Annotated in this window: 30 protein-coding genes and 3 tRNA genes; 17 read left to right on the forward strand and 16 right to left on the reverse strand. The window is 71.2% G+C overall.

The window, feature by feature from the left end:
* Window positions 1-33: 33 nt before the first annotated feature.
* The 7 genes from AB0C28_RS49675 to AB0C28_RS49705 form a co-directional block, all read right to left on the reverse strand.
* On the reverse strand, window positions 34-435 hold the full coding sequence (locus AB0C28_RS49675; RefSeq protein WP_358083510.1) for an antibiotic biosynthesis monooxygenase: 402 nt from the start codon (window positions 433-435) through the stop codon (window positions 34-36).
* Between the two features lie 16 nt (window positions 436-451).
* Entirely contained in the window at window positions 452-1,039 is a 588-nt protein-coding gene (locus AB0C28_RS49680) for a hypothetical protein (RefSeq protein WP_357848472.1), read from the reverse strand.
* A 109-nt stretch (window positions 1,040-1,148) separates the two neighbouring features.
* Window positions 1,149-2,084 carry a DUF6286 domain-containing protein gene (locus AB0C28_RS49685; protein ID WP_358083513.1) on the reverse strand — a complete coding sequence of 312 codons (936 nt, stop codon included), beginning with the start codon at window positions 2,082-2,084 and terminating at the stop codon, window positions 1,149-1,151.
* Window positions 2,081-2,425 carry an Asp23/Gls24 family envelope stress response protein gene (locus AB0C28_RS49690; protein WP_358083516.1) on the reverse strand — a complete coding sequence of 115 codons (345 nt, stop codon included), beginning with the start codon at window positions 2,423-2,425 and terminating at the stop codon, window positions 2,081-2,083. Before AB0C28_RS49690 ends, AB0C28_RS49685 begins: the two co-directional genes overlap by 4 nt.
* A gap of 170 nt (window positions 2,426-2,595) precedes the next feature.
* Complete coding sequence (locus AB0C28_RS49695) at window positions 2,596-2,784, reverse strand: hypothetical protein (RefSeq protein ID WP_357848466.1); 189 nt, start codon at window positions 2,782-2,784, stop codon at window positions 2,596-2,598.
* A complete protein-coding gene (locus AB0C28_RS49700) occupies window positions 2,781-3,041 on the reverse strand; it encodes an Asp23/Gls24 family envelope stress response protein (protein WP_106249293.1) in 261 nt (86 codons plus the stop codon). The genes AB0C28_RS49695 and AB0C28_RS49700 overlap by 4 nt, the downstream gene beginning before the upstream one ends.
* A gap of 215 nt (window positions 3,042-3,256) precedes the next feature.
* On the reverse strand, window positions 3,257-3,808 hold the full coding sequence (locus AB0C28_RS49705; RefSeq protein WP_358083519.1) for an Asp23/Gls24 family envelope stress response protein: 552 nt from the start codon (window positions 3,806-3,808) through the stop codon (window positions 3,257-3,259).
* Window positions 3,809-3,968: 160 nt separating this feature from the next.
* On the opposite strand from AB0C28_RS49705, the gene AB0C28_RS49710 reads away from it, so the two are divergent.
* Both AB0C28_RS49710 and gltX read left to right on the forward strand, forming a co-directional pair.
* On the forward strand, window positions 3,969-4,745 hold the full coding sequence (locus tag AB0C28_RS49710) for a fumarylacetoacetate hydrolase family protein (RefSeq protein WP_346111366.1): 777 nt from the start codon (window positions 3,969-3,971) through the stop codon (window positions 4,743-4,745).
* Window positions 4,738-6,111 (forward strand): glutamate--tRNA ligase, encoded by a 1,374-nt coding sequence (gene gltX / locus AB0C28_RS49715; protein WP_357848461.1) that lies wholly within the window; start codon window positions 4,738-4,740, stop codon window positions 6,109-6,111. The genes AB0C28_RS49710 and gltX overlap by 8 nt, the downstream gene beginning before the upstream one ends.
* On the opposite strand, the gene AB0C28_RS49720 is transcribed toward gltX, so the two are convergent.
* Window positions 6,005-7,258: an MATE family efflux transporter gene (locus AB0C28_RS49720; RefSeq protein WP_357848459.1), complete on the reverse strand. Its 1,254-nt coding sequence runs from the start codon at window positions 7,256-7,258 to the stop codon at window positions 6,005-6,007. The genes gltX and AB0C28_RS49720 overlap by 107 nt on opposite strands.
* Before the next feature lie 54 nt (window positions 7,259-7,312).
* On the opposite strand from AB0C28_RS49720, the gene AB0C28_RS49725 reads away from it, so the two are divergent.
* Window positions 7,313-7,861, forward strand: coding sequence for a PadR family transcriptional regulator (locus tag AB0C28_RS49725; RefSeq protein ID WP_357848457.1), 549 nt, complete (start codon window positions 7,313-7,315; stop codon window positions 7,859-7,861).
* 155 nt (window positions 7,862-8,016) lie between these two features.
* Here AB0C28_RS49725 and AB0C28_RS49730 read toward each other — a convergent pair whose 3' ends face one another.
* Window positions 8,017-9,987 carry a M3 family metallopeptidase gene (locus AB0C28_RS49730; RefSeq protein ID WP_358083521.1) on the reverse strand — a complete coding sequence of 657 codons (1,971 nt, stop codon included), beginning with the start codon at window positions 9,985-9,987 and terminating at the stop codon, window positions 8,017-8,019.
* Between the two features lie 166 nt (window positions 9,988-10,153).
* Here AB0C28_RS49730 and AB0C28_RS49735 point away from each other — a divergent pair.
* Window positions 10,154-10,225: transfer RNA gene (locus AB0C28_RS49735), tRNA-Gln, on the forward strand.
* Between the two features lie 41 nt (window positions 10,226-10,266).
* On the opposite strand, the gene AB0C28_RS49740 is transcribed toward AB0C28_RS49735, so the two are convergent.
* A complete protein-coding gene (locus AB0C28_RS49740) occupies window positions 10,267-11,217 on the reverse strand; it encodes an alpha/beta hydrolase (RefSeq protein WP_357848453.1) in 951 nt (316 codons plus the stop codon).
* Window positions 11,218-11,327: 110 nt separating this feature from the next.
* On the opposite strand from AB0C28_RS49740, the gene AB0C28_RS49745 reads away from it, so the two are divergent.
* The 5 genes from AB0C28_RS49745 (at window position 11,328) to AB0C28_RS49765 (ending at window position 14,211) form a co-directional block, all read left to right on the forward strand.
* The gene (locus tag AB0C28_RS49745) at window positions 11,328-12,632 is read left to right on the forward strand and encodes a sensor histidine kinase (protein WP_357848451.1); all 1,305 of its coding nucleotides are present in this window, start codon (window positions 11,328-11,330) and stop codon (window positions 12,630-12,632) included.
* Window positions 12,633-12,732: 100 nt separating this feature from the next.
* Complete coding sequence (locus AB0C28_RS49750; RefSeq protein ID WP_346111359.1) at window positions 12,733-13,347, forward strand: response regulator transcription factor; 615 nt, start codon at window positions 12,733-12,735, stop codon at window positions 13,345-13,347.
* Between the two features lie 37 nt (window positions 13,348-13,384).
* Window positions 13,385-13,966 carry a hypothetical protein gene (locus AB0C28_RS49755; protein ID WP_358083523.1) on the forward strand — a complete coding sequence of 194 codons (582 nt, stop codon included), beginning with the start codon at window positions 13,385-13,387 and terminating at the stop codon, window positions 13,964-13,966.
* A 78-nt stretch (window positions 13,967-14,044) separates the two neighbouring features.
* Window positions 14,045-14,120, forward strand: a tRNA-Glu gene (locus AB0C28_RS49760).
* A gap of 18 nt (window positions 14,121-14,138) precedes the next feature.
* A tRNA-Glu gene (locus AB0C28_RS49765) sits at window positions 14,139-14,211 on the forward strand.
* A gap of 127 nt (window positions 14,212-14,338) precedes the next feature.
* Here AB0C28_RS49765 and AB0C28_RS49770 read toward each other — a convergent pair.
* Together AB0C28_RS49770 and AB0C28_RS49775 are read right to left on the reverse strand one after the other, a co-directional pair.
* The gene (locus AB0C28_RS49770; RefSeq protein ID WP_358083526.1) at window positions 14,339-16,057 is read right to left on the reverse strand and encodes a hypothetical protein; all 1,719 of its coding nucleotides are present in this window, start codon (window positions 16,055-16,057) and stop codon (window positions 14,339-14,341) included.
* A gap of 58 nt (window positions 16,058-16,115) precedes the next feature.
* Entirely contained in the window at window positions 16,116-16,832 is a 717-nt protein-coding gene (locus AB0C28_RS49775) for an IclR family transcriptional regulator (protein WP_043618626.1), read from the reverse strand.
* 62 nt (window positions 16,833-16,894) lie between these two features.
* Between AB0C28_RS49775 and leuC the strand changes: the two genes are divergently transcribed.
* From leuC to AB0C28_RS49795, 4 genes are all read left to right on the forward strand, one after another.
* Complete coding sequence (gene leuC, locus AB0C28_RS49780) at window positions 16,895-18,280, forward strand: 3-isopropylmalate dehydratase large subunit (protein WP_357848445.1); 1,386 nt, start codon at window positions 16,895-16,897, stop codon at window positions 18,278-18,280.
* Window positions 18,281-18,292: 12 nt separating this feature from the next.
* Window positions 18,293-18,880: a 3-isopropylmalate dehydratase small subunit gene (leuD, locus tag AB0C28_RS49785; protein ID WP_357848443.1), complete on the forward strand. Its 588-nt coding sequence runs from the start codon at window positions 18,293-18,295 to the stop codon at window positions 18,878-18,880.
* Window positions 18,859-19,110 carry a hypothetical protein gene (locus tag AB0C28_RS49790; RefSeq protein ID WP_357848441.1) on the forward strand — a complete coding sequence of 84 codons (252 nt, stop codon included), beginning with the start codon at window positions 18,859-18,861 and terminating at the stop codon, window positions 19,108-19,110. The genes leuD and AB0C28_RS49790 overlap by 22 nt, the downstream gene beginning before the upstream one ends.
* 99 nt (window positions 19,111-19,209) lie before the next feature.
* Window positions 19,210-19,509, forward strand: a complete 300-nt coding sequence (locus AB0C28_RS49795) for an HU family DNA-binding protein (RefSeq protein WP_346111352.1) — start codon at window positions 19,210-19,212, stop codon at window positions 19,507-19,509.
* A 51-nt stretch (window positions 19,510-19,560) separates the two neighbouring features.
* On the opposite strand, the gene AB0C28_RS49800 is transcribed toward AB0C28_RS49795, so the two are convergent.
* Together AB0C28_RS49800 and cofC are read right to left on the reverse strand one after the other, a co-directional pair.
* Entirely contained in the window at window positions 19,561-19,767 is a 207-nt protein-coding gene (locus AB0C28_RS49800) for a hypothetical protein (protein WP_358083529.1), read from the reverse strand.
* Window positions 19,768-19,808: 41 nt separating this feature from the next.
* Window positions 19,809-20,480, reverse strand: a complete 672-nt coding sequence (cofC, locus tag AB0C28_RS49805; protein WP_357848437.1) for a 2-phospho-L-lactate guanylyltransferase — start codon at window positions 20,478-20,480, stop codon at window positions 19,809-19,811.
* A 79-nt stretch (window positions 20,481-20,559) separates the two neighbouring features.
* On the opposite strand from cofC, the gene AB0C28_RS49810 reads away from it, so the two are divergent.
* From AB0C28_RS49810 to AB0C28_RS49820, 3 genes are all read left to right on the forward strand, one after another.
* On the forward strand, window positions 20,560-21,270 hold the full coding sequence (locus AB0C28_RS49810) for a lysophospholipid acyltransferase family protein (RefSeq protein WP_358083532.1): 711 nt from the start codon (window positions 20,560-20,562) through the stop codon (window positions 21,268-21,270).
* A 4-nt stretch (window positions 21,271-21,274) separates the two neighbouring features.
* Window positions 21,275-22,285 carry an NAD(P)H-dependent glycerol-3-phosphate dehydrogenase gene (locus AB0C28_RS49815; RefSeq protein ID WP_358083535.1) on the forward strand — a complete coding sequence of 337 codons (1,011 nt, stop codon included), beginning with the start codon at window positions 21,275-21,277 and terminating at the stop codon, window positions 22,283-22,285.
* A gap of 65 nt (window positions 22,286-22,350) precedes the next feature.
* Window positions 22,351-23,445: a D-alanine--D-alanine ligase family protein gene (locus AB0C28_RS49820; RefSeq protein WP_346111348.1), complete on the forward strand. Its 1,095-nt coding sequence runs from the start codon at window positions 22,351-22,353 to the stop codon at window positions 23,443-23,445.
* A gap of 91 nt (window positions 23,446-23,536) precedes the next feature.
* Here AB0C28_RS49820 and AB0C28_RS49825 read toward each other — a convergent pair whose 3' ends face one another.
* Both AB0C28_RS49825 and AB0C28_RS49830 read right to left on the reverse strand, forming a co-directional pair.
* Entirely contained in the window at window positions 23,537-23,965 is a 429-nt protein-coding gene (locus tag AB0C28_RS49825) for a DUF3515 family protein (RefSeq protein ID WP_357848431.1), read from the reverse strand.
* Window positions 23,966-23,978: 13 nt separating this feature from the next.
* Window positions 23,979-24,212: an Lrp/AsnC ligand binding domain-containing protein gene (locus AB0C28_RS49830; protein ID WP_106249262.1), complete on the reverse strand. Its 234-nt coding sequence runs from the start codon at window positions 24,210-24,212 to the stop codon at window positions 23,979-23,981.
* Between the two features lie 98 nt (window positions 24,213-24,310).
* Here AB0C28_RS49830 and AB0C28_RS49835 point away from each other — a divergent pair.
* Window positions 24,311-25,134, forward strand: an 824-nt coding sequence (locus tag AB0C28_RS49835; protein WP_358083538.1) for a thiamine-phosphate kinase, incomplete at its 3' end; no start/stop codon positions are given.

The following is a 25,134-nucleotide window of genomic DNA, read 5'->3' on the forward strand; positions in this document are numbered from 1 at the left end:
CCTCCGGCGCGGGCCTGCTCGACGATTGAGCGGCTACGCCTTGGGGCCGGTGCTCTCGGCGACCTCGAAGCTCCACAGCTCCGAGCCCGACGCCGCCGGCCCCTGACCGTGACCATGCCCGTGGCCATGACCCTGTCCCTGGTTTCCGGGCCCCTGGTTTCCGCGTCCCTGGTTTCCTGACGCCGCGGCCGCCTGGGCCGCCTGGGCGTGACCGCGCCGGAACGCCTCGCCCTGCTGCCACTTCTGGAAGTCCTCCTCGCTGCGCCAGCGCGTGTAGACGAGGTAGCGCTCGGTGCCCTCGACCGGCCGCAGCAGCTCGAACCACTCGAACCCGTCCGCCGACTCCACCATCCCCGCGCGGCTGGCGAAGCGCTTCTCCAGCTCCGCGCGCATCTCGGCGGGCACGGTCAGCACGTTGATCTTCACTACGGACAACAGAGAACCCCTCTCGTCAGCGCACGATCCGGTGCGGCGAAGGTGCGGGCTCCAGGCTAACGCGGGCCAGCGCCGGCACCTGATCCCGGTCCAGCGCCTCCCGCATGTGCGGCAGCGCCACCGTGGTCAGATGCTCCGTCAGCTCGCCCATGGGCACCGACTCGTCGGCGACCAGGCGCAGGCGTACCTCGGGATGGCCGCGCGGGCACCGTACGTTCGCGTCGGCGCTCAGGACGGCGGGGCTCGTCGCCACGTCCGCCGCCACCGCCCGCTCCATGCCGCCCGCCGACACCTCCGTGACCCCGGACGGGCCGCTCTCGACGCGCAGCCTCCCGCGCGCGTCCCTGCGCCCCTGCACGAGCAGCCAGCGCAACCCGAGCACCGCCACGACCAGTGCCGCCAGGGCCACCAGCCACCAGATCCACGGGCTGTTGCGGGCGAAGAAGCCCACCACGTTGCCGTCCACGACCGGCGTGTCGGCCGCCGCCCAGTCCCGCGAGAACGCGCCCAGCCCCCTGGCCAGCGCCGATCCTCCCAGCACGACCAGCACCAACCCGACCAGAGCCAGCCCCAGCCGATTCCCCCGCCCCGTCTTCCTGTTCACCACGCCCCCTGTCGTCCGTTCCGGATCACCCGCGCTCGCCCTGCTTCCCGCCGCTCACCTGGCCTCGCCGTTCCTGCCGCTCACTCCGCGTCCTGTCGTTCCTCTCGAATCACCTGCGCCGGCGCTCCTTCACGTGCACCGTCACGCCGTACGGCTCCACGAGGTCCAGCGCGGCCAGCCTGGTCAGCACGGCACCGCGCACCTCTTGGCCGAACTCGCCGGTGTCCCGCCCGTACGTGGTCGGCCGCACCTCGAAGGTGTGCCCGTGCCGGACGGCCCGGGCGGAGTGCACGCCGGGCACCTGCTCGGCCGCGTGCGCCAGGGCGCGGGTGACGCTCTTGGGACGCAGGCCGATGATCACGTCAGGATCGCCGCTGCGTACGGGCACCATGCTCGGCCGCCCCGGCACCACCGCCGTGATCAGCAACGCCAGCCCGAGCAGCGTCACGACCGCCGAGGCGAGCAGGACCAGCGGGTTCGACCACAGGGTCGAGGCCGCCCAGGCCCGCATGCCCTCGTACGGGATCCACCGCAACGGCCGGCCGAACAGCCCCGACAACGTCTCGACGGCGACGAGCAGGCCCAGCAGGGTGAGCAGGAGTGCGACCACGACGGCGGGAACCCGGCGCTGCGGCCGAAACGCCCGCACCGCCGCTCGGTCGGCCGCCTTGGACTGCTTTGCACCTACCGGCGCACGATAGGCACCGGAAGGCTCGCCCCGCGCCCCGAACGCACCCGAAGACTCGCCCTGCGCGCCGTACGCACTCGGCGGCTCGTCCCGCGTTTCGTGCGCGCCGGACGGGTCGTCGGGTGCACGGTATGCACCCCTGGGTTTGTCGCCGGCCGAATCCGGGATGAGGCACATCTCGGGCGCGCCGCCGTCACCCGGCTCGTCCGCCCCCGCGCCCTGCCCGTCCGTCCACAGGTCATGCTCGGCCGCGCCCGGGTTCCCCTGTTGTTCGGGGCGCTGCTCAGGGCGCTGTTCGGGGTACGGCTCGGTGGGCGGGTCCCGGCGTGGGTCGTGGTCTGGGATTCGTGGGGTCATGGCTGGTCGCCGTCCAGGTCGGTCATGGTGATGTCCAGGCGGGTGACGTCAAGCCCGGTGTGGGCCGCGACGCGCCGGGTCACGTGCTCCCTGAGCCGCCTCGCCACCGCGTGCAGCGGTGACGGGTAGCCCACGCTCACGTTCAGCCGCAGCGCCGCCTGGTTTCCGTGCGCCGCACCGCCCGACGTCCGCGTCCACGGGAGCCCGCGCGGGCGCGCGTCCCGTACCTCGGGCACCTCCATGGCCGCGCCGCACGCGATCTTGGTGATCGCCCGGTCCGAGATCTCCGTACGGCCGCGTCGCTCGGGAGATGGCAGGGGAGCGGCACGCTGCGCCGGCACCGCCACAACATCCGGTACAGCACCCTGACCTGCCCCTGAAGCGGCACCCGGACTCATGTCCGATGCCGTGCTTGAAGCGGCACCCGGACCCATGTCCGATGCCGTGTCTGAGGCGGTGCCCGGACCCATGCTTGGTGTCGCGCCCGGGGTGGGGTCTGGGGCGATGCCGGTCATTTCCGTCTCAAGGACAGGCCGGACAGGTTCACCTCGCCGGTCTCGGCGATCCGGCCGACCACGAAGCCGACAGCCCCGAGCACGAGGACGAGCAGGAACGCGCCCAGTCCTCCGAACGCCCCGACCAGGCCGAGAATGATGCCCACGGCCATGCCGATCACCGGCATCCACTGGATGTTGTTCATGGTCCCTCCACGATGATGTCCTCGACGCGCACGTTCACCGGACGGTCCCCGGCCAGGTCGGCCACGGCTCGCCGCACCTCGTCGGCGGTCTCGGGCAGGGGCCTGGCCAAAGTGGCGACGATCGCGATCTCCACCGCCCGCCCGTCCACCGACACGCCGACGAACCGCTCGTTCGGCAGGTACGTGGCCACCGTCCCGAACGGCCCCCCGGACAACCCCGCCACCCCGGCACACTTCCGCACCCGCTCCGCGATCATCCGCACCTCGGACGACGCCCCACCGACGTCAACCGGTCCACCGACGTCAACCGGTCCACCGGGGTCGACCGGGCGTCCCGGACCGACCGGGCTTGCCGGCCCGCCTGAGGCGACCGGCCCGCCTGAGGCGACCGGCCCGCCTTGGACGGGCGGGGCGGCCGGAGTAGGTGGGTTGCTGGGAGCGGGCGGAGTGCCGGGGCCGGTCGGGGCGTCGGTCATCGGACCCGGGGCTCCTGCTCCGCGTCTGTCCGCTGTCCGTCCTGCGTCCGTTCGCCATCCCGGTCCCGGCCACGGTCGCGATCACGGTCCTGGTCGGGGAGGTGGACGTCGTCCACCCGGATGTTGACCTCGGTCACCTCCAGCCCGCACATCCGCTCCACCGCCCCGATCACGTTCCTGCGCACGGCCGCCGCCAGCTCCGGGATCGCCGTCCCGTACTCGGCCACCAGATCCAGGTCCACGGCCGCCTGCCGTTCGCCCACCTCGACCGACACGCCCTGGGTCAGGCTGGGGTCGCCGCCGACGATGTTGCGCATGCTGCCGAGGGCCCGTGCGGCGCCTCCGCCCATGGCGTACACGCCGGACACCTCCCGGGCGGCCAGGCCGGAGATCTTGGCGACGACGCCGTCCTCGATGGTCGTCGTGCCCTTGTCCGTGACAAGCGAGCGTGGCGAGCCGGTGCTCTCCTCGGTCCTGGCCCGTGGCACGGTTCCGGTCGCACCGGTTCCGCCGGGCCGGTTCGACATCGTGTCCGACACGATCGTCACCCCCTAGATGTCTCCTTATAAGTCCACATAACCCCTGCTACGCGACCGAAGCTCATCAAAACGGACTTGAGGGCGAATAATGGACAGCGCCTGACTCGCCCGCAGGCGGGGCGGGTAAAAGGTGGGCGGACCCCTCCGGCGTCGGCGATAGCCTTGTCGGGTGCGTATAGCGAGGTTCTCCACAGGCGAAGGCGTCTCGTTCGGCGTGGTCGAGGGCGGTCCGGGCGAGGAGTTCGTCTCCGCGATCTCCGGTCATCCGTTCAGCCAGGTGCAGTTCACGGGCGAGCGATTCCCGCTGTCCCAGGTGAAGCTGCTGGCCCCGATGCTGCCGAGCAAGGTGGTCGCCATCGGCAGAAACTACGCCGAGCACGCGGCCGAGTTCGGCAACGAGGTGCCCGACGAGCCGCTCATCTTCATGAAGCCGTCCACCACGGTGATCGGCCACGGCGAGAACATCGCCTACCCCACGACGCTGTCCGACCGCGTCGACTTCGAAGGAGAGCTGGCCGTGGTGATCGGCAGGCTCTGCCGCGAGGTGCCGGTCGAGCGGGTCAAGGACGTCATCTTCGGCTACACCTGCGCCAACGACGTCACCGCGCGCGATCTGCAGAAGAAGGACGTGCAGTTCACCCGGGCCAAGGGGTTCGACACGTTCTGCCCGCTCGGGCCGTGGATCCAGACCGATCTCGACGCGAGCGACCTGGCGCTGACGACCACGGTCAACGGCGAGATCCGGCAGAGCGGCCGCACCAACCAGCTCATCCACGACATTCCGGCGCTGGTGGCCTACGTCAGCGCCGTCATGACGCTGATCCCCGGCGACATCATCCTGACCGGCACCCCCGCGGGCGTCGGTCCTCTGGAGATCGGCGACGAAGTCAGCGTCGGCATCGAAGGCATCGGCACACTCACGAACAAGGTGGTCTCCCGTGACTGACGTACGGGTGCGGTTCGCCCCGTCACCAACCGGCATGTTCCACGTGGGCAGCGCCCGCGCGGCGCTGTTCAACTGGGCCGTGGCCGAGCAGTCCAAGGGGCGGTTCATCCTGCGCATCGAGGACACCGATGCCACCCGCAACCGGCCCGAGTGGACCGAGGGCATCATCTCGGCGCTCGACTGGATCGGCATCAACGGCAGCAATCCGGTCTTCGAAGGCCCCTACTTCCAGTCGGCCTACGAGCCGCAGCACCGCGAGGCCGTGGCCAAGCTGCTGGCCGACGGCAAGGCGTACTACTGCGACTGCACCCGCGAGCAGGTGCAGGAGCGCACGGGCTCGAAGGACAAGGGCTACGACGGCTTCTGCCGCGAGCGCGGGCTGAGCGAGGGCGCGGTGCGCTTCCGCACCCCCGACGAGGGCGTCACGGTGGTCGACGACCTGGTGCGCGGCCGGGTGGAGTTCCCCAACAACGCGCAGGAGGACTTCGTCATCGCGCGCACCGACGGCTCGCCCCTCTACGTGCTGGCCAACGCCGTCGACGACATCACCCAGGGCATCACCCACGTGGCCAGGGGCGAGGAGCACCTGCCCAACGCCGCCCGCCAGGAGCTGCTCTGGCCGGCGCTGGGCGCGACCCCGCCGGTCTGGGCCCACCTGCCGGTGATCGTCAACGAGCAGCGCAAAAAGCTGTCCAAGCGCCGCGACAAGGTGGCGCTTGAGGACTATCGCGCCGAGGGTTACCTGCCCGAGGCCATGGTCAACTACCTCATGCTGCTCGGCTGGGGGCCCGGCGAGGACCGCGAGATCATGCCGTGGTCGGAGATGGTGCCGCTGTTCCGGCTGGAGGACGTCAACCCCTCCAACGCCTTCTTCGACGAGAAGAAGCTGCGCGCGTTCAACGGCGAATACATCAGGGCGCTGCCGCTGGAGACGTTCGAGGAGCGCTGCGCCCCCTACCTCGAAGAAGGCTGGGACCGCGAGCTGTTCAGCAAGGTCGCGGCGCTGGCCCAGACTCGCATCGCGGTGTTGTCGGAGATCCGGCAGAACGTCGACTTCCTCTTCCTCGACGAGCCCGTCTTCGACCAGGCGTCCTGGGACAAGGCGATGAAGAACTCCCCGGAGGAGATCCTCACCGGCTACCTGGAGCGCCTAGAGAGCGTGAGCTGGGACGCCGAGTCGCTCAAGGAGGCGCTGGAGCAGGTCGGCGCGGCCCACGGGCTCAAACTGGGCAAGGCCCAGGCACCGGTGCGGGTGGCCGTCACCGGCCGGACGGTGGGTCTGCCGCTGTTCGAGTCGATCGAGGTGCTCGGCCGCGAGCGGACTCGCGAGCGCCTGCGCGCCGCGCTGGCGCGGCTGCGAGGCTGATCGACGCCCCGGCGGCCATCGACAGCCACACGCCGGTGACGCCGAGCCACGAGCTCAGCGCGTACGCGAGCGGCAGCTGCACCGCGAAGCCCGCCAGCGTGGCGGCGAGCAGGCGGCCGCCCCTGCCGCTCGCCTGCAGCACCCCGCCCACGGCGATCAGCCCGCCGAAGGGCACCAGGTAGAGCGTCATCCAACGCAGGAACGCGACGGCCGCGGCCGGATCGCCGGTGAACATCCCGGCGACCGGCGCGGCCAGCAGGTTCAGCACGAGCGCGACCGCAGCGCCAGACCCGAGGCCGAGCAGGAGCGGTGACCCGACGGCCTCCGACCGCGCGGTACGGATCATCGCCGCCTGCCGCAGCGCGTAGAAGACCATGACGCCGGCCAGCATGATCTTCTGCCCGATGCCGTAGCCGGCCACCTCCGCCGTGCCGAACCCGGCCACGATCTCCACCAGCGCCATGCCCACTACGGCGCGAGCCAGGAAATCTCCGGACATGGGGAAGCCGGTGCGGAGCACCTCGCCGGTCGTCAGGCCGCGTCCGGCGGAGACGCGCAGGCGTACGAGATAAATGAGCGCGACCGCCAGCGTGACGGCCCGCGCGATCACTGTGGCCAGGGCCGCGCCCTGGACCCCCATGCCGAGCCCGAAGATGAACAGCGGGTCGAGCGCGACCACCAGCACGTTGCAGATGATCGCGTGCCGCATGGGCCGCCGGGTGTCGCCCAGGCCCTTGAGCACGCCGTCCACCACCGTCTGGGCGTAGTACACCGGCAGCCCGCCCAGCGAGATCAGGAAGAAGTCCGCCGTCAGCGCCGGATCGTCGGTGAACAGCGCGGCCAGTGGCTCGCGCAGCAGCACGCCCGGCACGGCGACGGCCACGGAGAAGACGGCCCACAGCAGCCATCCCGTCCTGATCACCGGCCCCAGGGGAGCGTGCCCGTCGCGGCGGCCCACCAGCACGGTGACCCCCGTCGGAACGGCCAGGAACAGCCCGTAGGCCAGGTATTCGGCCGTGGTGCCCACGGTGACCGCCGCGATGGCCCCCTCGCCCAGCCCGGACACCCAGAGCAGGTCGATCAGGCCGACGGCGACCACGGCGGTGAGCAACTCCACGTAGACGGGCAGGGCGAGCCGGATCATCATTTGTACCTCGTTTCGATATACATCGTTTAGAGGTATAGCGTTACGATGCACCCCATGGCAAGCGGCGGTGACCTGAGCCTCACCATCCTGGGGTTTCTGCACGAGCGGCCGATGCACGGCTACGAGCTCAAGTCGCGGCTCACGGCGCTGACCGGCCACCTGCGGCCGGTCAGCGACGGCGCCCTCTATCCCGCCATCTCACGACTGGAGGCGAAGGGGCTGGTCGAGCGGCACGAGGAGGCGGGCGCGGCGGCCGCGCGCCGGCAGGTGCTGACGATCACGCCGGCCGGTCGCGAGGAACTGCTGCGGCGGCTGCGTGAGCCCGCCGACCTCGACATCAGCGACCAGAGCCGGTTCTTCGCCCTGCTGACGTTCCTGTCGGCGCTGCCCGACCCCGCCGACCAGGCCGCGGTGCTGCGCCGCAGGCTGGCCTTCCTGGAGGCTCCTGCGAGCTTCTTCTACGACAACGGCAGGCCGGTGAAGGCGAAGGACGAGCCGGACCCGTACCGGCGCGGCATGCTCAAGATCGCCCGGGCCGTCAGCCTGGCCGAGCGCGAATGGCTCCGCGAACGCATCGAGGAACTGGACGCGACGCAAGGCTGAGCGACGCCACGCTCAGCGACGCCACGCTCAGCGACGCCACGCTCATCGGAAACGCCCGCCCTGCGGCGGACGTCTTGCCGCCGAGACGCGAGCGGCCCGCCGCGCTCGATGCGCGGCGGGCCGTCTTGTCACGCGGTGCCCGTACGGGCGGCGGCTCAGGTGAGGCCGCGGCGGGCCAGCAGTGGCTGGATCGTGGCGTCGCGCCCGCGGAAGTTGCGGAAGGCCGTCAGCGGGTCGATGCTCCCGCCCCTGGACAGCAGCTCGCGGCGGAAGTGGTCACCGTTCGCCCTGGTCAGCCCGCCGTTCTCCTTGAACCACTCCACGCTCTCCGCGTCCAGCACCTCGCTCCAGATGTAGGAGTAGTAGCCGGCGCTGTAGCCGCCCGTGAAGATGTGGGCGAAGTAGTTGGTCCGGTAGCGCGGCCGTACCAGCGGGAAGGCGATCCCGGCCGCCTCCAGGGCGGTCGCCTCGAACGCCTCGGGGTCGGCCACGACCTCGCCGTGGGTCAGCTTGTGCCAGGCCCAGTCGAGCAGCGTGGCGGCCAGGTATTCGACGGTCTGGAAGCCCTGGTTGAACGTCTCGGCCGCCTTCAGCTTCTCCACCAGCTCGGCCGGCATCGGCTCGCCCGTCTCGTGGTGCTTGGCGTAGTTGGCCAGGATCTCGGGCCAGGTCACCCACATCTCGTTGACCTGCGACGGGTATTCGACGAAGTCGCGCGGCACGCTGGTGCCCGACACGCGCGGGTAGCGCACCTTCGAGAACAATCCGTGCAGCGCGTGGCCGAACTCGTGGAAGGCCGTGTTCACCTCGTCGTACGTCAGCAGCGTCGGCCCGGAAGCCGGCTTGGTCACGTTGAGGTTGTTGATCACCACCGGCCGCTGCCCGAACAGGAACGACTGGTCGACCAGGTTGTTCATCCACGCGCCGCCACGCTTGCTCGCCCTGGCGTACGGGTCGAGCACGAACAGCCCCAGCGGGCTCCCGTCCTCGTCCGCCACCTCGAACACGCTCACGTCGGGGTGGTAGCCGCCCAGGTCGGGCCGCTCGGCGAAGGTGATCCCGTACAGCTTCGTGGCCGCGAAGAACACGCCGTCGCGGTAGACGCGGTCGAGCTCGAAGTACGGCCGCATCGCCGCGCCGTCGAAGTCGTAGCGGGCCTGGCGCACCTTCTCGGAGTAGAAGGACCAGTCCCACGGCTCGATCGCGAACCCGGCCTGCTCCGCCAGCGCCTCCGCCTCCTTCTTGGCGTTGCGCACGGCGGGGCCGACGAGCTGGCCGAGCATGTCCTCGACCGCCTCGACGGTCTTGGCCGTCTGGTCGGCGACCGAGTAGGCGGCGTGGCTGGGGAAGCCGAGCAGCGCCGCCCGCTCCGCCCGCAGCGTCGCCATGGTGACGGCCAGCTCGAAGTTGCCGGGCGCCCGGTTGACGCTCAGCTCGTAGAGGCGGCGGCGCACGTCGCGGTCGGTCAGCCGGGCCAGGCCCGGCTGGAGGGTGTAGTTGAGCAGCGGCAGCACGTACGTGCCGTCGTCCTGGCGCAGCGCCTCGATCTCGGCCTCGTCGAACCCGTCGAGCTCCTTCGCGTCCGTCACCCGCAGCGCCGACTCGGTGGACGCCTTGAGCAGGCTCTGCGCGAACGTCGTCGAGAGCTTCGACAGCTCCTCGTTGATCGCGCGCAGCCGGTCCTGCTCCTGCTCCGACAGGTCGGCCCCGGCCCTGATGAAGTCGTCGCGGTACTTCTCCAGCAGCCAGGACTCCTCGGCGTCCTCCGTGGTGACCTGCTTGATCCTGGCCCACAGGGCCCGGTTGAGCCGGATCGCGTCGCTGTGGCGGGTCAGCTCCGGCGAGATCCGCTTCTCGATCTCCATGATGCCGTCGGTCGTGTTGGACGCGGAGACGGTGTAGAAGGCCGTGGCCGTGCGGTCGAGGATCCGCCCCGAGCGCTCGAGCGCGGCGATCGTGTTCGCGAACGTCGGCGGCTCGGTGCCGCTCGCTATCGCGTCGACCTCGGCCAGCTGCTCGGCCATGCCGCGCTCGAAGGCCGGCAGGTAGTGCTCCTCGCGGATGTCGGCGAAGGGCGGCAGCTCGTACGGCAGGTCGCTGGGGGCGAACAACGGATTCTCAGCCAACGCTTGGGCTCCTCCACGTGCGTGTTTTGTCCCCTTCAGCTTGGCACGGCCGGGCACGTGACGGGAGCGGCGGACGGCGGGTCGCGGAATCGTTTTGGTCTTAGCCCCAGAGCTGGGCTATTCTTTCGGACGTCGCCAAGCGCGCTCCGCGAGGAGATCGCAGCGGTGGGGTATGGTGTAATTGGCAGCACGACTGATTCTGGTTCAGTTAGTCTAGGTTCGAGTCCTGGTACCCCAGCATTTACACGGACGTCTCCCAGCGAGATGTCCGTTTTTGTTTTACCGGGCGAGCCCGGCCAGAATTTCGGTGATCCGCCGATAAGACTTCCGCGTCGGCGCGTGCGGCCCCTTCACCGAGAAGACCTCGAACCGGTTGCCCGGCGTCGCCTCGTCGGCCTCCCTGATCATGCGGTCCTGCAGCGCCGGCGGGATCACCCGGTCCAGCGTCTGCCTGACGTAGACCCGCCGCACCCGCCCCCACGCGTCCTTGCGGCCCCTGGCGTCGGCGCTGGACACCTGGAGGCTCTCGTCCGGCAGCGACGAGTTCAGCATGGCGAGAAACTCCCCTTCCGTCCCCTCCGCCATGAACGCCGCCTTCGCCGCGGCCAGGAACTTCCTGTCGTTCGTGCGCCAGTTGAGCCTGATCGCCTTGAGCGCGGCCGGATCGCCGACGACGGCCGGCAGGATGGCCGCTCCGAGGCTCGTGCTGCTCTCCGGCGTCTCCAGATACTCGGCCGGCGAACGCAGCTTCGTGCAGCAGTACGCCCCGACGTAGACCAGCCGGTCGATCAGGCCGGGCACCTCGTCGGCCGTCTTCGTGATCGTCGAGCCGCCCAGGCTGCCGCCCACCAGGATGACCGGGCCGTACCGGGAGACCCGGCGCACCACGTTCACGGTGGCCTCCACGTAGTCGTCCAGCGTCACCCCGGCCATGGGGGAGGGGATCGCGGCCAGCGCCTTCAGGTCCTGCGGCGCCTGGTAGGCGACGTGGAACTGCTCCTCGGCGCCGTGCCCAGGCAGGCTCACGCCCACGGTGCGATGGCCGCGCAGCACGAGCTCGGAGTCGCCTGAGGCCATGCCGTTGGAGCCGGTCACGAAGACGTACGTGGTCACTTCTCTCCTCTTCTCCTGGACGGACGCGGTGGCGCCGGTGGTGGCCGCGGTGACGGCTGCGCCCGCGCCGGTGGCGGCGGCGAGCCGGAACGCTGTTCTGCGGGTCGGTTCGTTCATGCCTCGATGCTCGCCCGTACGGCCGGAGGCGCACATCGCCCACCGGGACGGACGAGCGGCGGACGGCGGCCATCAACCGATCGGTGGACCCCCGTGCCAGGCTTGACCCCATGAGCTGGCTCGACGGCCGCGAACGCTGGGTCTATCCGGCGCTCGCCTACGCACTGCTCGCGATCTCCGCGACCGCGGCCGCCCTCACCGGCGTCCCCGCCCTGCCACCCTCGCCGGTGCCGTCACAGGTTCCGTCACTGGGGCCGTCGGAGTGGCCGTCCCCAGGGCCTGTGCAGCCGTCACCGGAGCCGCTGGAGTGGTCGCTCGCGCCCTGGCAGCTCGTGCCCTGGCCCGTGCTCGTCCTGCTCGCCGCCGCCTGGCTGGCCGCCGTTCCCTGGCTCTACCCGCGCCGCGACCGGCATCGGGTGCTCGTCGTGGGGCACTACCTCGTGCTGCTCGCGCTCGCCGCCGCGCTGTCCTTCCGCAGTACGGCCTTCGTCGTCTTCGCCTCGATCGGCTACCCGCTGGCCATCGCCATGCTCCCGGCCCGGCTGATCATGGCGGGCGTCACGCTGACCGCCCTGGTCAACGTCACCACCCAGGCGGCGCCCGGCTCGCGGGCGACGCTGCTCACGGTGATCGCCGGCGTGGCGCTGCCGCTGGTCGTGGCCGGCTGGTACGTCTCCGCCGAGCACGACAAACGCCGCCGCCTGGTCACCCGCCTGCGCGCCGCCATGGACGAGAACGCCGACCTCAACGCCAGGCTGCTCGACCAGGCCCGGCGGGCCGGCGTGCTCGACGAGCGGCACCGGGTCGCCGGCGAGATCCACGACACGCTGGCCCAGGACCTCGTGGCCCTGATCGGCCAGCTCGACGCGGCCTCCCGTACCGGGCAGGACGAGGTCCGCCGCCGCCACCTCGACCGCGCCTCGGAGCTGGCCCGCCGCGGCCTGACGGAGACCCGCAGATCCGTGAGCGCCCTGCGGCCCGAGCCGCTGGAGGAGGCCAGGCTGCCGGACGCGATCGGCCATCTGGCCAGGTCGTGGGCCGACACCGCCGGGGTGGAGCTCCGGTACGAGGTCACCGGGCAGCCCGTGCCGCTCTCCGCCGACGTGGAGCAGGCACTCTTCCGCATCACCCAGGAGGCCCTGTCCAACGTGGCGAAGCACGCCGGAGCCACCAGGACGGCCCTGACCCTCTCGTACGCGGACGAAATCGTCCTGCTGGACATCCGCGACGACGGAACCGGTTTCGCCCCGCAGGAGCGCACTGACGGCTTCGGGCTGGACGGCATGCGCCAGCGCGTCCGCGGCGTGGGCGGCACCCTGGAGATCGAGTCGGAGCCGGGCCAGGGCACGACCGTCGCGGCGGCCGTCCCCGCGCTGCCCGAGCACGGCGAGCGGCAGGATCGCGACGAGCGCTGAGACCTCAAGGGGGCCCCGGCGAGCGGCGGGATCGTGGCGAGCGGTGAGATCCTGGTGTGGACCGATGCCTGCCGAGCCGACACCCGGACAGGGAGGACCGATGGCCCTGCGGCTGCTGATAGCCGACGACCATCCGATCGTGCGCGACGGACTGCGCGCCGCCTTCGACGGCGAGCCCGGCCTTGAGGTGGTCGGCGAGGCGGCCGACGGCGACGAGGCCGTCCGGCTGGCCGCCGAGCTCGCCCCCGACGTCGTGCTCATGGACCTGCGCATGCCCGGCCTCGACGGGCTGAGCGCCATCCGCCGGCTCAGCGGCACCGGGCCGCGCATCCTGGTCCTCACCACGTTCGACGGCGACGTCCTGCCCGCGCTCGAAGCGGGCGCCGGCGGCTACCTGCTCAAGGACGCCCCGAAGGAGGAGCTGGTCCGGGCCGTGCACGCCACCCACCGGGGCGAGACCGTGCTCGCCCCCGCCGTGGCCGGCCGGCTGGCCGACCACCTGCGCAGGCCCGCGAGGGGGCAGCTGAGCAAGCGGGAGCTGGAGGTGCTGAGCCTGGTGGCCGGGGGAGCGACGAACAAGGAGGCGGCGGCCGGCCTGCTCATCAGCGAGGCCAGCGTGAAGACGCACCTGTTGCACATCTACGCCAAACTCGACGTCCGCGACCGCGCCGCCGCCGTCGGCGAGGCCTACCGCCGCGGCCTGCTCACCCGCTGATCCCCGAGGACGTATCGGGTAGAGTCGCGCCCCACTTATGGCTGAATTTCGTCTTCGCGCGGGCGGCTTCCCGCGCTTCCTCGCTCCGTTCATCGCCCCGCTCGTCCTCTTCTTCGCCGTCTGTCTCCTCCTCGGCGCCATCCTCACCAACAGCACCCCGCTCGGCGCCGGCATCGGCGCGCTCGCCACCGGTGTGCTGGTCGCCGTCCTGGCCGGCAAGCACCGCCGCCTCGCCGTGGGCACCGTCGTCCGCTTCTCCGCCGACGGCGTCGAGCTGGCCGACTCCCAGGGCTTCCGCGTCCGCCTGCGCTGGCCCGACATCACCAGGGTCGGCGTCGTGGACACGCAGCTCGCCGACCCCCGCGCGATCGGGCGTCCAGGCGCCGCCAGGGCGCGGGTACGGCCGCTGCGTGCGACCGGCCTGATCGGATGGGGCGAGCGCACGGTCCCGCCCCGCGTGCCCCGCTGGATGCGCGCCCGCCTGGCCGCCGTCCCGGTGGACCCCGCAACCGGCAGGCCGGAGGTGGCGATCCCGCTGGGAGAGTTCGATCCGCAGTGGGAACGAGGCCCGATGGGCGACTGGGTCCGGCGCCACAGAGCCGATCTGGTAGGCGGATAAGCGGTTTGGTGTGGTCTTCCGGGTGCGGTAGAGTTACCTGCGTCGCCGGGGAGACCCGGCACACCAGCTTGTGGACAGGGTCCCGTCGTCTAGTGGCCCAGGACGCCGCCCTCTCAAGGCGGTAGCGCCGGTTCGAATCCGGTCGGGACTACCACTGTCACAAGCTCACGAAGGTCCCGTCGTCTAGTGGCCCAGGACGCCGCCCTCTCAAGGCGGTAGCGCCGGTTCGAATCCGGTCGGGACTACGTCTGCAACAACCGCTCCGGTGCACTCAGCCCGGAGCGTTTTTTGTTGCCCGGCCACAGAACGCGATTCCCCCCGCCGCGAACGGCGGCGGGGGGAATCGTCGGCAGAACCGGATCAGGGGCCGGATCAGGCGGAGCGGGCCTTGAACAGCGCCCGCCTGGCGGCCTTGGCCACCTGCTTGTCCGGATGCACCTGCGAGATCAGATCCAGCAGCTCCTCCACGTGCGCGTGCGGGATCTTCCAGATCACCTCCAGCAGGCTGTTGACCATGTCGGGCCCGATGTCGCGCAGGCTGCTCACGAACTCCGAGCGCCCGAGACCCGCCGAGATCGTCCACATGTCGAGGATGAGCCAGTGGGTGTCGTCCTGCGTCGGCTCGGGCGCGCCCTCGACCCCGAGCTGGCTCAGCTGCGTGGCCGCGTAGGGACGCAGCGACGACTGCTTGAGCGCGGCCTGCCAGGCGGGCACCGCGGCCTCGCCCAGCGTGCCGACCACGCTCGCGGCCTGCACCCTGATCAGCGCGTCGCTCTCGTCCTCGGCCGCCGCGTCCAGCAGCTCCTCCGCCGCCTTGGCGGGCTCGCGCAGCCGCATCCAGGCGGCGAACTCGGCGTCGGCCTCCTCCTCCGGCAGCTCGGCGCTCAGCGCGAGCAGCTCGTGGGCGCTCATGGACTCGATCGCCGGCCGCGCGTCGACCTCGATGTCGGCGTCGTCCACCAGGTGGATGACGCCCTCGGTGCCGAGCGGCGTGAGGCGCAGCGTGCCGTCGTCGTCGAGCTCGACCATGCCGTAGCCGGTCAGCCAGTCGACGGCGGAGGCCACCGGGTCGCCGGCCGCCTCCCATGCGTCGGCGCCCAGCTCGTCGAGCTCGGCGGCGGCCTCGGCCAGATCCCGCGACAGCTCGCCGAGATCGCGCGAGCCGCCCGCCAGCAGCAGCCGGACCAGCACCCCCCTGGTCAGGCCCGCCAGGGCCATCGTGAGGTCGTCGTCCTCCAGCTCGGGGTCGCCGTAGTCGACCGAGTGGAGCCCGAGCATCCAGGCGTCGAGCACGTCCTCGTCGTCGTCGAACGGCCACTCGGCGGTGTCGTCCTGCACCGCGACCGTGCCGGCCTCGCCCGGCTCAAGGAACTCCAGGTCGACCGCGAGGTTCCAGATGTTCCACAGCTGGGGCACGGCCTCGGCGACGGAGCCGTCGGTATCGGGCCTGGGCAGGCCGGTGACCTGCAACGCCTCCTCCACCTCGGCGTCGGTGAGCAGGGTGTCCTCGCCGACACGCCGGCCCGAGCCGACCCACACGGCCAGATCGCGGGCCTTGGCGACCAGCGGCACCTCGCGGGCCGCGGCGGCGAGCTCGGAGTCGGGCCGCAGCCTGATCGTGTCGAGCTCGGCCAGCTCGTCGGCGAACGGCTCGAAGTCGCCGAGGTCGCCTGTCTCGGCGGCCCCGGCCTCGTCGTCGCCCTCGGAGTCGTCCAGCATCTCCTCCATGAGGTCGACGAACTCGTCCTCGACGTCGTCGAGCTCGGCCTGCAGATCGGCGAGGCTGTCGGAGCCCTTGGCCAGCCGGCCGGTCTGGGACAGGAACGTCAGGTAGGCGTCCACGGCCGGAAGCATGCCGTCGGCGGCGGCGTCGGGATCCTCCACGACCTTGGGCATGCGGTCGAGCAGCAGGTTACGCAGGTCGGCACGCTTCCACGTGCCGAGATCCTGCGAGAAGGCGAGACGGTGCCACAGGGCGGCGGGTCCCACAAGCTCGGGGTCGCTCCCGGGCGCGTTCGCACGCGCCCACATGATGAACTCTTCGAGCAGGGGTCGCAGCTCAGTGGCGGCTACCTCGATGCGATCTGTCACGCACTCAGGCTAGTGCGCCCGCGAGGCAGTCGGCTCCCGAAATACATCCTTTTGCTGATCATGACGTGCGGCGCATCGCCTCGGTGATCCGTTCGGCCGCCGCCATGACGGGCACCGCGTGCAGCCGCCCGGGCGCTCTGGTCAGCCTTTCGATGGGCCCGGAGACCGACACGGCCGCGATCACCTTCCCGCCGCTGCCCCTTATCGGGGCCGAGACGCTGGCCACCCCCTGCTCGCGCTCTCCCACGCTGTGCGCCCAGCCCCTGCGCCGTACGGAGGCCAGCGTGGCGGCGGTGAACTTGGCGCCGCGCAACCCGCGGTGCAGCCGGTCGGGCTCCTCCCAGGCCAGCAGGATCTGCGCCGCCGAGCCGGCCGTCATGGGCAGCGCGGAGCCGACGGGAACCGTGTCACGCAGGCCGCTGGCGCGCTCTGCCGCGGCCACGCACACGCGTTCGTCACCCTGGCGGCGGTAGAGCTGCGCGCTCTCCCCCGTGAGGTCGCGCAACTGCATCAACACGGGCGCGGCCACCGCGAGCAGCCGGTCCTCGCCGGCCGCCGTGGACAACTCAGACAGCCGGGGGCCGAGCACGAATCTTCCCTGTGTGTCGCGACTCACAATCCTGTGGTGCTCGAGTGCGACCGCCAGCCGGTGGGCGGTGGGGCGGGCCAGGCCGGTCGCCTGGACCAGCTGAGCCAGCGAAGCGGGTCCCGCTTCGAGGGCATTGAGTACAAGAACCGCCTTGTCGAGTACTCCGACTCCGCTAGAGTTGTCCATACACCGATACTGCCGTCTCGACATATGAGAAGGCAAGTCGGATGATTCTCAAGGAGGAGATCATGGGCCGCACACTGGCCGAGAAGGTCTGGGAGCAGCACGTAGTCCGTCGCGCGGAGGGCGAACCGGACCTGCTCTATATCGACCTGCACCTCATCCATGAGGTGACCAGCCCGCAGGCGTTCGACGGACTCCGTCTCGCCGGCCGGAAGGTGCGACGGCCCGATCTCACCATCGCCACCGAGGACCACAACGTCCCGACCCTGCTCGGCCCGATCTCCGACCCCGTGTCCAAGACCCAGGTCGAGACCCTGCGCAAGAACGCCGCCGAGTTCGGCATCCGGCTCCATCCGATGGGCGACGCCGGTCAGGGTGTGGTGCACATCATCGGGCCGCAGTTCGGCCTGACCCAGCCGGGCATGACGATCGTGTGCGGCGACTCCCACACCTCCACCCACGGCGCGTTCGGCGGCATCGCGTTCGGCATCGGCACCTCCGAGGTCGAGCACGTGCTGGCCACGCAGACGCTGCCCGCCTACCGGCCCAAGACGATGGCCATCGAGGTCTCGGGCGAGCTGCCCGCCGGCGTCACGGCGAAAGACCTGATCCTGGCCATCATCGCCAAGATCGGCACCGGCGGCGGCCAGGGCTACATCGTCGAATACCGCGGCGAGGCCGTGCGCAAGCTCTCCATGGAGGGCCGCATGACCGTCTGCAACATGTCGATCGAGGCGGGCGCGCGGGCGGGCATGATCGCCCCCGACGAGACCACGTTCGCGTACCTGAAAGGCCGCCCGCACGCGCCGGAGGGCGAGGCGTGGGACCAGGCCGTCGAATACTGGACGTCGCTGCGCACCGACGACGACGCCGTGTTCGACAAGGTCGTCGAGATCGACGCCTCGACGCTGACCCCCTACGTCACGTGGGGCACCAACCCGGGCCAGGGCCTGCCGCTGGGCGAGTCCGTTCCCGACCCCGAGTCGTTCGCCGACCCGGTCGCGCGCTCGGCCGCCGAGCGGGCGCTGGAATACATGGGCCTGCGCGCCGGCACGCCGCTGCGCGAGATCGAGGTCGACACGGTGTTCGTCGGCTCCTGCACCAACGGCCGCATCGAGGACCTGCGCTCGGCCGCCGAGATCCTGCGCGGCCGCCAGGTCACCACCCGCACGCTCATCGTGCCCGGCTCGATGATGGTCAAGCGGCAGGCCGAGGAGGAGGGCCTGGACGAGGTCTTCAAGGCCGCGGGCGCCGAGTGGCGCGAGGCCGGCTGCTCGATGTGCCTGGGCATGAACCCCGACACGCTCAAGCCGGGCGAGCGCAGCGCCTCCACCTCCAACCGCAACTTCGAGGGCCGGCAGGGCAAGGGAGGCCGCACCCACCTGGTGTCGCCGCAGGTCGCCGCCGCGACCGCCGTCACCGGCCGCCTCACCGCCCCCGCCGACCTGTAAGGAGACAGACAGATGGAAGCCTTCACCACCCACACCGGTACGGCGGTGCCGCTGCGCCGCAGCAACGTCGACACCGACCAGATCATCCCGGCCGTCTGGCTCAAGCAGGTCAGCCGCACCGGTTTCGAGAAGGGCCTGTTCGCCGCCTGGCGCGAGGACCCGACGTTCGTCCTCAACGACCCCTCCTACGAGGGTGCCTCGATCCTGGTCTCCGGCCCCGACTTCGGTACCGGCTCCTCCCGCGAGCACGCGGTGTGGGCGCTGCAGCAGTACGGGTTCCGCGTCGTGATCGCCGCCCGCTTCGGCGACATCTTCCGCAACAACTCCACCAAGATGGGCCTGCTGCCGGTCATCCTGCCGGCCGAGCGGGTCGAGGCGCTGCAGGCGGCCGTCGAGGCGGACCCGAAGCTGGAAGTGACCGTCGACCTGGGCGAACGTCAGGTGCGCTGGGCCGGCGAGGTCGTCGCGTTCGAGATCGACGACTACACCCGCTGGCGGCTGACGGAGGGGCTCGACGACATCGGGCTGACCCTGCGTCACGCCGAGGACGTGGCGGCGTACGAGAATGGTCGGCAGCCATGGCTGCCGACGACCGTCTAGAAGACGACCTGGAAGACGACGAACTGGCGCGGCGGTTGCGCGAGGCGCACCGCCGCGTCCGCATGCTGCCCGCCGCGGAAAAGGACCGGATCGCGCGCCGTTATCTCGCGATATGCGACGTCGCGAAGCGAGATCCGGAAAGGGCCGCGGTACGCCTCGAAGCGTTTCTGGCCTCCCTTGACGACGCGTACGACACGCCACGAGACGAAGAAAACACGCCGGGTGATTGAGTTCCCTCGCGATCCCGCCTACTTTCGAGCCCGTAAGGGGTTTCTACGTCGAACTCGTGAGCTGGAACCCCGAGCCGTAACTGGGGGAGCAGGACTTTCATGAACAAGCGAGAACTCGTCGAGGCCATCGCGGATCGGGTGGGCGACAGGAAGACGGCCACCGAGGCCGTCAACGCGGTCATCGACGCCATCCAGAAGGCTGTGGCCAGTGGCGACAAGGTCTCGATCACGGGCTTCGGCGCGTTCGAGATGGTGAACAAGCCCGCCCGCACGGCGCGTAACCCGTCGACCGGCGCGGAAATCAACGTCGCCGAGAGCTGGGCGCCCAAGTTCCGTCCCGGCTCGGATTTCAAAGAGCTGGTGAACACGGGCGGCAAGAAAATCGGCAAGAGGAAGTAAACGCGAGCGGACCAGCACGCCCGGGCCGGCCGGCCCGGGCGTCCGCTTTTTCTAGGCGTCCGGCACCGGGAAAGTCGACAGCGTGATGTAGCCGATCTCGCCGCCGGACATCGCGAGATTGACCCGCTGGCCGGAGCGGAGCAGGCGCAGCGGGCCAGCGTCGAAGGCGGGGGCGCCGAACGGAAGGACGGTGCCGTCGTCGAGGAAGACCGTGCCGGAGCGGGTGGTCTCGTCGAAGGTGCGTACGGTCCCTTGCATCCGTTCAGATTAATCGCTTCCCGTCCGTCCGACGAGCACGCTCAGGCGGGTGGGGCCGGGTCCGAGGACGGGATGAGGCCCGGGTCCGGCCACAGGTCGGCCACGACCGCCGCCGTGTGCCGCCCCAGCCCCAGCCGCACGGCCGCGCGCAGGTCGTCGGGGGTGTCCACGTCACGCCTGACCGAGTCGATCCCCGGCACGCACAGCTCCTTGGCCCCGCCGGCCAGGTGTTTGGCCCGCGACTCCCCGCCGAACCTGGGCGTGAACGGCCGGCCCGGCCGTACCCCGTAGAACGTCGTCCCGACGTCGAGCGCGTCGGGCACGAACGACTGGTCGAACTCGGCCGCCGCCTCCAGCGCCAGCGCCAGCTCGGCAGGGCGCAGCGCGGGCAGGTCGGCCTGCAACGCCCCCACGGCGTCGCCCGGCGCCAGGCGTACGGCATGGGCGGCCCCCGTGCGCAGCGCCGTGTTCAGCCCCCGGTCGGGGTCGGACACCACGTCGGCGCCGAGCGCGTCCAGCGGCCCCGCGGCGGCCGGATCGGCCGTGACCACGATCACGCGTGCGACCAGCGGGCAGGCGAGCGCCGCGGAGACGGTGTCGCTCGCCACGGCCACCGCCAGCCGCGTCCTGTGCGGGCCCGTCGCGGCGGCCAGCCGGGTCTTCGCCGCGACCAGCGTCTTCACCGGAATGACCAGGGACCAGCGGATGCTCATAGGCTAAGCATCGCGCCTCGACATCCCGCCCGGCCAACCGGGAGACTTGGGGCGCATCCCGCAGGTGTTGGAGGAGACCATGAGCCGCCCCACGCGACCATCGCGTTTCTGGGAGACCTTCGCAGTAGTCGTGGTGAAACCGCTGTCCACGCTCCTGGTCAAGCGTGACTGGCGCGGAGGCGAGCGCATCCCGAAGACCGGCGGCGTGATCATCGCGACCAATCACCTGTCCTGGGCCGACCCCGTCCTGCTGTCGCACTTCCTCTACAACAACGGCCGCTGGCCGGTGATCCTGGCCAAGTCGGGCCTGTTCAAGATCTTCTTCCTGGGGTGGGCGGTGCGCAGCCTGCTCGCCATCCCGGTGGCCAGGGGCAGCAGCGAGGCGGCCGAGTCGCTGCGCATCTCGGCCGAGCGGCTGGCCGACGGGTGCGCGATCCTGTTCTACCCGGAGGGCACGTGCACCCGCGATCCCGACCTGTGGCCCATGGTGGGCAAGACGGGCGCCGCCCGGCTGGCGCTGGAGAGCGGCGCCGCGGTCATCCCCGTGGCCCACTGGGGGGCGCAGGAGCTGCTGCCGTACGGGGAGAAGAGGCCCAGGCTGTTCCCGCGCAAGACGTTCAGCGTGTCGGTGGGGCCGCCGGTGGACCTGTCGAAGTACGCCGGCCGACCGCCGCACGCCGACGTGCTGCGCGAGGCGACGGCCGACATCATGGCGGCGGTCACCACGCAGCTCGCCGAGCTGCGCGGCGAGAAGGCGCCGGAGACTCCCTACGATCCCGCCGGACGGTGATGGCATGACGAAGGTGGCCGTTTTCGGGACGGGCTCGTGGGGCACCACGTTCGCGATGATCCTCACGGAGGCCGGCAACGAGGTCACGATGTGGGGGCGCAGGGCCGAGGTGACCGAGGCCATCGACCGCCACCACGTCAACCCCGACTACCTGCCCGGCATCCCGCTCCCCGCCGCGCTGCGGGCCACGACCGACCCCGAGCGGGCGCTGGCGGGGGCCGACTTCGTGGTGCTCACCGTGCCGGCTCAGAGCCTGCGGCCCAACCTGGCCGCCTGGCGCGCCCACATCCCGTCCGGCGCGGTGCTGGTGAGCCTGATGAAGGGCATCGAGCTCGGCACGACCAAGCGCATGAGCGAGGTGATCCACGAGGTCGCCGAATGGCCGCAGGAACGCGTCGCGGTCGTCTCGGGGCCCAACCTGGCCAGGGAGATCGCCCAGCGCCAGCCCGCCGCCACCGTGGTGGCCTGCACCGACGAGCAGGTTGCCGCGCGGCTTCAGGCAATCTGCCACCTGCCGCCGTGGTTCCGCCCCTACACCAACCCCGACGTGGTCGGGGTCGAGCTCGGCGGCGCGGTGAAGAACGTCATCGCGCTGGCCGTGGGCGTCTCCGCCGGCATGGGCATGGGCGACAACGTCAGCGCCATGCTCATCACCCGGGGGCTGGCCGAGATCTCCCGCCTGGGCGCGGCGCTCGGGGCCGACGCCCACACCTTCGCGGGGCTCGCGGGCATGGGCGACCTGGTGGCCACATGCACGTCCCCGCTGTCGCGCAACCGTACGTTCGGGGAGAACCTGGGCCGGGGCATGACGCTGGCCGAGGTCGTCGCCTCGACCAAGCAGACCGCCGAGGGCGTGAAGTCCTGCGAGTCGGTGCTCGAACTGGCCAGGAAGCACGACGTCGAGATGCCGATCACCGAGGTCGTCGTCGGGGTCGTCCACGACGGCATGTCGCCCGCCGAGGCGGGCACGCTGCTGATGTCCCGTTCCCCCAAGCCCGAGCGGTACGGCTTGTGAGAAACACCTGATTACGGCGTGCTCGACTCGCTGTGACAGGGACACCCCCGGTAGATTCGGACACCATGAGCAAGCCACGCGTCGCCGTCGTTTTCGGAGGCCGCAATTCCGAGCACGCTGTTTCCCTGATGGGAGCGGGCAGCGTGCTGGATGCGATCGACAGGACCAAGTACGAAGTGATCCCCATCGGGATCGCCCAGGACGGCAGGTGGGTGCTGGCAGCCTCCGACCAGCGGTTCGCCATCGAGTCGGGCGAGCTGCCGGTCGTCGACACCTCGGGCGCGGCGCTGGCGCTGCCCTCGGGCGACAACTCGCTGGTGGCCTACGACCCCGGCAGCATCCCGGTGGAGCTCGGCACGGTCGACGTGGTGTTCCCCGTGATGCACGGCCCGTTCGCCGAGGACGGCACGATCCAGGGGCTGCTGGAGATGGCCGGCGTCCGTTACGTCGGCTCCGGCGTGCTGGCCAGCGCGGTGGGCATGGACAAGGCCCACATGAAGACCGTGATGGCCGCGGCGGGCCTGCCGACCGGCCGTTACGTCGTCGTACGCGACCGCGACTGGCGGCTCGGGCGTGAGTGCGTGCTCAAGGAGGCCGAGGAGCTGGGTTACCCGGTCTTCGTCAAGCCGGCCAGGGCGGGCTCGTCCCAGGGCATCTCCAAGGCCTCCGACCGGGCCGAGCTGGAGGCGGCCGTGGAGGAGGCCAGGCGGCACGACCCCAAGGTGATCATCGAGGCCGCGATCGTCGGCCGCGAGATCGAGTGCGCGGTGCTGCAGTCGCTGGGCGACGAGCCGGCCACCGCGTCGATGCCCGGCGAGGTGCGGGTCGAGGGCGGCCAGGACTTCTTCGACTTCGAGGCGAAGTACTACCCCGACCAGATGTCGCTCACGGTGCCCGCCGACATCCCGCAGGAGACGGCCGAGGAGCTGCGGGCGATGGCGGTGCGCGCGTTCGAGGCGCTCGACTGCGAGGGGCTGGCGCGGGTCGACTTCTTCTACACGCCCGAGGGCCAGGTGATCTTCAACGAGATCAACACGATGCCCGGGTTCACGTCGCTGTCGGTGGCGCCGCAGCTCTGGGCGGCCTCGGGGCTGTCGTACCCGGCCCTGGTCGACCGGCTGATCCAGTTGGCGCTCTCGCGCTCGCCCGGCCTGAGATGAGCCGGTCTCGGCTTGCGGAGAGGTGGTCTCGGCGTGCGGTGGGCCGGTCTCGGTTCGAGGCGAGCCGATCGGGTCGGGGCCCGCGCGCTCGTCAGGCTTCTGACGCGATCTGGGCGATCGGCTTCGACAGGTCGGCGAGCACCTCGGCGGCGACGTGCTCGCCGCCGACCGTGACCTCCACGTAGGCGAGGTCGGTCACCGCCGTGAACAGCGCGGGCTTGTCGGGATCGGCGAACCAGCCCACGCCGCCGACCTCCTGGAGCCGGTCGGTGGGCGCCATCCTGGCGGGCCTGGGCACGCCGCAGCGCAGCGCGATGACGCCGGCACCCCAGACGGCCACGTACGGAGACTCGGGCGTGGAGGATCCACGCTGCTCGCCGTCGAGTGTCGCGGGCAGCAGGGGGGCCAGCTTGGCGCAGGCCGCCGCCGCCTCGCCCTGCGGGGCGGGCGGCTCGACCCGTACGGTGCCGCCGCAACCGGCGAGGGCCAGGAGAACGAACAGGACGGCGGCGGCACGCATGCGAGGACTACCTTCAGATATGGACGATCGGGCACGTAAGAGTACGCGTGATGCCCTCCACCGCCTGAATCTGGGCGACGACGAGCTTGCCCAGTTCGTCGACGTTGTTGGCCTCCGCGCGCACGATCACGTCATAAGGCCCCGTGACGTCCTCCGCTTGGGTGACCCCCGGAATGCCGGAGATCTCGCGGGCCACGGCGGCGGCTTTGCCGACCTCGGTCTGGATAAGGATGTAGGCCTGCACCATCACGTCCTCCCGGGCGATTCGATCACGCCGAAGGGCCACCGTACCCTGTGTGCGTCAGGAGGTGCGTCATCACAGTCGGAGATCTCGGCGAATTCGGTGTGGTAAATCGTATTACCGGACGTCTGCCCCAAAGCGCGGCGGTAATGCTCGGGCCGGGTGACGACGCCGCTCTCGTCGGCGCGCCCGACGGGCGGGTCGTGGTCTCCACGGACCTGCTGCTGGAGGGCAGGCACTTCCGCCGCGACTGGTCCAGCGGTTACGACGTGGGCCGCAAGGCCGCCGCCCAGAACCTGGCCGACGTGGCCGCCATGGGCGCCACGCCGACGGCCATCGTGGTCGGCCTGGGCGTGCCCGCCGACCTGCCGCTGAGCTGGCTGGACGAGCTGACCGACGGGTTCGGCGACGAGTGCGCGACGGTCGGGGCGAGCGTGGCCGGCGGTGACGTGACCCGGTGCGACCTGGTCGTCATCGGGGTGACCGCGCTGGGCGACCTGGCCGGGCGGGCCCCCGTGCTGCGTTCAGGGGCGAGGCCGGGGCACGTGGTGGCGGTGGCGGGCCGGCTCGGCTACGCCGCCGCGGGCTGGGCGCTGCTGGAGGCGGGCGTGCCGGCGGAGACGCCGCTGCTCGCGGAGGTCGTGGCGGGGCATCGGCGGCCGCTTCCTCCGTACGCGATGGGGCCCATGGCGGCCGAGCTGGGCGCGAGCGCGATGCTGGACGTGAGCGACGGGCTGCTGCAGGACCTCGGGCACGTGGCCGAGGCGGGCGGGGTGGGGGGGGGGGGGGGGGCCGGGGGGGGGGGGGGGGGGGGGGGGGGGGTGGGGGGGGGGGGGGGGGGGGGGGGGGGCCGGGCGGCGTTCGTGGCGTTGACCACCGCGGCCGGGTCCCGGCTGGCCGCGCCGCCCCTGTCGCTGGCCCCGGCCGC

Source organism: Nonomuraea sp. NPDC048892, assembly GCF_040649735.1.
Classification (GTDB): domain Bacteria; phylum Actinomycetota; class Actinomycetes; order Streptosporangiales; family Streptosporangiaceae; genus Nonomuraea; species Nonomuraea maheshkhaliensis.